Source organism: Microcystis sp. M_QC_C_20170808_M9Col (assembly GCF_007095495.1).
Taxonomy (GTDB): domain Bacteria; phylum Cyanobacteriota; class Cyanobacteriia; order Cyanobacteriales; family Microcystaceae; genus Microcystis; species Microcystis aeruginosa.
In genome coordinates, this window is sequence record NZ_SFBZ01000223.1 from 1 (window position 1) to 5,480 (window position 5,480).

General features: G+C 44.9%; 5 protein-coding genes. 1 reads left to right on the plus strand and 4 read right to left on the minus strand.

Annotated elements, in window-relative coordinates; genetic code table 11:
* Positions 1–210: 210 nt before the first annotated feature.
* Complete coding sequence (locus EWV68_RS13105; protein ID WP_287170035.1) at positions 211–2,061, minus strand: polysaccharide deacetylase family protein; 1,851 nt, start codon at positions 2,059–2,061, stop codon at positions 211–213.
* A 513-nt stretch (positions 2,062–2,574) separates the two neighbouring features.
* Between EWV68_RS13105 and EWV68_RS13110 the strand changes: the two genes are divergently transcribed.
* A complete protein-coding gene (locus EWV68_RS13110; protein WP_287170036.1) occupies positions 2,575–3,726 on the plus strand; it encodes an NAD-dependent epimerase/dehydratase family protein in 1,152 nt (383 codons plus the stop codon).
* Between the two features lie 101 nt (positions 3,727–3,827).
* Here the strand turns inward: EWV68_RS13110 and EWV68_RS13115 are convergent, their stop codons facing one another.
* The 3 genes from EWV68_RS13115 to EWV68_RS13125 are packed head-to-tail and all read right to left on the minus strand — an operon-like array spanning position 3,828 to position 5,301.
* Positions 3,828–4,322: a Spy/CpxP family protein refolding chaperone gene (locus EWV68_RS13115; RefSeq protein WP_061431009.1), complete on the minus strand. Its 495-nt coding sequence runs from the start codon at positions 4,320–4,322 to the stop codon at positions 3,828–3,830.
* Positions 4,323–4,342: 20 nt separating this feature from the next.
* Entirely contained in the window at positions 4,343–4,717 is a 375-nt protein-coding gene (locus EWV68_RS13120) for a hypothetical protein (protein WP_287170038.1), read from the minus strand.
* A complete protein-coding gene (locus EWV68_RS13125; protein ID WP_287170039.1) occupies positions 4,717–5,301 on the minus strand; it encodes a sigma-70 family RNA polymerase sigma factor in 585 nt (194 codons plus the stop codon). The genes EWV68_RS13120 and EWV68_RS13125 overlap by 1 nt, the downstream gene beginning before the upstream one ends.
* Positions 5,302–5,480: the final 179 nt, after the last annotated feature.

Below are 5,480 nucleotides of genomic sequence, written 5' to 3' on the forward strand. Positions count from 1 at the left end.
GACCAGAACAGAGTAAATCTGTTAAGGCAGGTGCGGAACCCCGCAAGGGAAAGAAGCAGAAACCTAAATCGTGAGGTTTGGGAATCGCCGTCCGTTTTACGGCGGCGAGGATGTCAAGGGTAATTTTAAGTAATCAAAAAGGAGATGGGTGTGATTAGAATCACCCAAACCGCCGCTTCAGCCGTTTTCTGGTTAGCAACTTTTTGTCCCCTAACTCCCCGCAGGACAGGAATCGGCGAAAATTACGCAGGGAATCCCCACATGACTAACGGGAACAATATAGGTTTCTGTGGGGGGAAATAAAGCGACAACGTGGGGAACGGGACGGGGAGTATAATGCACTTGCGATTGGCCCTGATAAGCGAGGGAGGTACTTGCTCCTGAATCTAACATCACCGCTTCCCGAAAACCTGCCTGTACTAATAATTCTCCCAAAGCCATGGAATCGATCGGCTCTCTGGAAACCCCGATTACTGGCTGTCCTGCCTGATTAATCCCCCAAAAAGCCCGGTGACGCAGGGCATCAAAACCGTAAAGTGTACCAAAGGATTCTCGCGATTGTGGTTGTCCATCTTTGACTAACCAAGCGGCCGCGACAAAAGCATCCGTCACCTTGAGATCATCTCCGGCCTCGGCTGCGATTCCTTCTAGGGTATTATGACGGGCAGGATCAAAAGGAAGATAACGCACCCATCGATCGGTAATGATTACTAAAGGACGACCCTCTAACTTGTCGATTTCTCCCTCATATCCCGGGATAAAGCCGCCATTTTCGCTTAAAACCGGCCCGATCATCTGATTTGAGTCCAATTCCTTGAGAGAGAAAAAACCGCCATCTACAGCCGCGATCGCTTCTGTGCCGGCGATAATTTCCTCCACTTGATAGCGACTATCAGCGTGGATAGTTTTGGGAATACCGCCACTAATTAGAACAAGTGTATTGCTTGGGAATTCCACTTCCCGTTTTTGGATGGTGGTGGCAAAGTTAAAACCGCCATCCCTACGGGGTAAGGGATCACCCCCCCAAGCTTGCGGTACAATTTCCCTAGTGCGCGATTGCCCAAAGCGTCCAATAGTGAGTAAATCGGGGGATTGTCCAGCAAAATGTTCATCGAGGTCATTCATCGATAAAGCCGCCCGATAACCCGCTTTTTTGACGAATTCCTTCACTCGATCGTCCGCCTTCCCTTCTGGATAGGTGAAATAATTAATCGGAATACCCAATTCTTTTTCTAAGATTTGTTTCGATTGCTTGACTTCTTGCTCCAAATCTGCATCGGATAATAACCTTAAATCCCGGGGATGACTAACACTATGGGAGACAATTTGTACTAGAGGATCGGCGGCCATTTCCTGGAGTTGTTGCCAAGTGACACTGGTTCTACCAGTTTTTTGAGCCATTTTATTGATATAAATCGAGAAAACGGCAGGATAGTTATATTTTCTCAATAAAGGATAGACATACTGGTAATGTCCCCCATAACCATCATCAAAAGTTAATAAAACCGGTTTAGCGGGAAGGGGGATCCCTGTCCGCAGATGGGAAATTAACCAATCGATACTGATAGGAGTTGCCCCGATTTCCTGCAAAAACTGAAAATGTGCCTCTAATTCGGCGGGAGTAACGTCAAAAAATACCTCTTTTTTTGGTAAAATGTCGTGATACATTAAAATCGGTACTTTTGTCTCTTGAGCGCGGGGATGAATTTCCGGCCAGGGTGCTAATTCGATCGCTGTTGCCGAGTTATTTTGCCAATTATCGAGACTAATATCGTTTTTTTGGAGAGATAGGGGAACAATCACTCGATCAGAGATGTTTTTATAGGTTTTACAGTCAAAATTTCTCGATATATCCTTAAAGGAACTATCTTCTAGGACATAATCCGCGCATTCCGGTTGAAACTCCCTAAAAGGTGCGGGAAGATAATCACCCCCCACCAGAGCATTAGAACGAGGATAGAGAGAAATTGCCCAAATAATCAGACAAACGACGATAAATGCCAAAAATCCGTATAGGGGAAGGAAGGGAAACGAAGATTTTTGCCGAGCTTGCCAACGCATAAGATCAAGTAATAAAGTGAAAAGTAAAAAGTAAAAAGTAAAAAGTAAAAAGCAGATAGGCCCTGAGTTACCGAAAAAACTGCCTTTTATCTAGATTTTTGGCTTTTGTTTTCTCGTCAGCAAAGCCCACTGATTACAAGCTGAGTTTCCCTGTAATCCGTTCCCTTGTCAAGTTTTCTAGAACACCCTCATCAGTTATCAGTTATCAGTTATCAGTTATCAGTTATCAGTGATCAGATTTGAGTTTTCAGTGGACAGTGGTAATCAGTGAGCAGTTGTCAATAGACTACCTTTATTGATTCTCCCTATTTCCCCATTTCCCCATTTCCCCATCACCCCACACCCTACACCCCACACCCTACACCCCACACCCCACACCCCACACCCCATTTCCCCATCACCCTACACCCCACACCCCACACCCCGCTATGTTCACGGGGATTAAGCTGGTAAAGCGTGACACAAAACTGCTAGAGTTACCAAAGACGAGTATATAAACTTTACAGATATTGTATGAGAGTTTTGGTTATTGGCGGAGACGGCTATTGTGGTTGGGCAACGGCACTCCATCTATCAAATAGAGGTTACGAAGTAGGCATACTTGATAGTTTAGTTCGTCGCTATTGGGACTTACAATTAGGCTGCGATACCTTAACACCGATCGCACCCATATCTCATCGGATTCAACGCTGGCAAGATCTGACAGGAAAATCCCTCGATCTTTTTGTCGGGGATATCAATAACTACGACTTTTTGATTCAATCCCTGCGACAGTTTCAACCGGATGCGATTGTTCACTTCGGAGAACAGAGATCTGCACCCTTCTCCATGATCGATCGCGAACACGCGGTTTTAACCCAAGTTAACAACGTTGTTGGCAATTTAAACATCCTCTACGCGATGAAAGAGGAATTTCCCGAAGCGCACCTGGTGAAACTGGGAACCATGGGTGAGTATGGCACACCTAATATAGATATTGAAGAAGGCTACATCACGATCGAACATAACGGTCGTAAGGATACTTTACCCTATCCCAAACAGCCCGGTAGTATGTACCATCTCAGCAAAGTCCACGATAGCCATAATATCCATTTTGCCTGTCGGATGTGGGGTTTAAAAGCCACAGATCTCAATCAAGGGGTGGTTTATGGAGTCCTCACCGAAGAAACGGGAATGGATGAGATGTTAATTAACCGTCTCGATTACGATGGGGTTTTTGGTACTGCTTTAAACCGTTTTTGTATTCAAGCGGCGATCGGTCATCCCCTGACAGTATACGGTAAAGGTGGCCAAACGCGAGGATTTTTAGATATCCGCGATACCGTGCGTTGTTTGGAATTAGCGATCGCAAATCCCGCTCAATCGGGGGAATTCCGCGTCTTTAACCAATTTACCGAACTGTTCAGTGTCGGTGACTTGGCACTGATGGTTAAAAAAGCTGGTTCTGCCTTAGGGTTAAATGTGGAGATTAACAATCTTGACAACCCGCGCATCGAGTTAGAGGAACATTATTTCAAGGCTAAAAACACGAAATTACTCGATCTAGGCCTACAACCTCACTATCTCTCCGATTCTCTCCTCGATTCCCTCTTGAACTTCGCCACCAAGTACAGAGACCGGGTAGATATGAATCATATCCTACCAAAAGTCACTTGGAAACGATAATTGATCAGTAAATGATAAGTTGAGGATGGGGTAGTAACCCATCCTTGGCGTTTTTCTAATGTATCGGAATCAAACTCGATCTTAATCGGCACTGATAGGAATTATTGTCGTCCGCAATTGCGGGAATTAGGGCAACGTTCCTGCATTAATTGGGAAAATTCCGTTCTTTGAGCGGGAGTCAACACTTGACGAATTTCCAAAAAACTCTCAAATTGCAGGTTACTCATTTCTTGGCGATTCCGAGAGATTTGCTGATGTTTAAAACGGATATCTCGATCGGAGGCATTATTGGATAATAAACTATTTAGTTCTTGTTCGTTGCTTCTCAGGGTGTCTCGCAACTTTTGGGTTTTTTCCTGATATTTCTGACGAATAGCGGCAATTTTCGACTTTTGGTCATCGGTAAGGTTTAATTGTTCGATTAGTCTTTCTCGAGAATTATTCACTCGACGACTCTCAGGACGCTGGGGAGAGCTAGTTTGAGCGATAAATAGACGATCTTGGGGATAGGATAGCACAGTGGCAGTTGGGACTAGGTTAGCCGCCAGAGTTACAGCCATGGTTGTGCCGAGAATCGAGAGAGTAGAAAGGGACATAATTGACCTCGACAAAGAAATTAAGGATTATAGGTAGAATAGGTGAGTTGAGGCTCGTTTAAGCTCATCCAAGGCGAACTATAAACGCTAGGAGCAGCAATCGGTGGAGCGATGCTATGGTTCCAACTCTCCACTAAAAAAGCTTCTAACTGCTCCTCGGAAATTTGGCCCAGTTGTGGATAAGGATGAAACCAACGATAGGAACCAACAATCAGCACCGATAAGGCAGTAATACCAGTTATCCACCCCAATAAAGGCAGGGATTTTGGGCAAGTTACTGGCCTTTCTTCCCTAATCATTTGCATTAACTGTTCTTCTTCATCTATCGGTCGAGGTGGCAGCGATGGACGATAGCGACGCAGAAAATTAACCACTTTGTCATCTTCTGGGGACATTAGAGAACTCCTTGTTTTTGCAAAAATTGACCCATGGTTTTACGCGCATAATGAAGACGTGATTTCACCGTACCGAGGGGAATTTCTAAGATTTGAGCGATTTCCTTTTGGGGTAAGTCCTCTAGATCGTGAAGGACGAGGACAGCGCGATGTTCTAAACTGAGAATTTCTAACCCTTGCCGGACCACCTCCTCATAATGCAATTGCATCAAATCGGGACTATCTTGGGGACGGGATTCGCTATCAAGGGAGTTTTCCTCATCAGTGCTTTTGGCCATCCTCGTTTGTCTTTTGGCTAATTGTCGCCGACCATCGATCGCCACATTCCAGGTGATCCGATAAACCCAAGTGGAAAAGTATTCAGGTGAACGCAATTTCGGCAACCCGCGCCACAGTCTTAAAAATACCTCTTGGACAAAATCCTCTAGGAATTCCTGTCCACAGAGTTGATAGAGAGTAGAGCGGATTTTTGGTTGATAAAGACGGTAAAGGTGACGAAAAGCACCCCGATCACCCCTTTGACATTTTAAAATTAACTCTCGATCGCTCACACTTGTTTGCTTATCGGTTATCACCTCGATCATTCCCCTCACCCCTAGCTACTTGTCCCTTTAGACTAGGGGGTGTCAAGAGTGGTTCATAAGTAGGGTTGGCTGAATAAATCTAAAAACCTTGTTGGATAAGGCTTTTAGACTTTTTTTCCCTGAAAAAGTGCCTACCATTGGAGTGATTGGGGGGAAAATTTAGGGATTTTTTCCCTGAA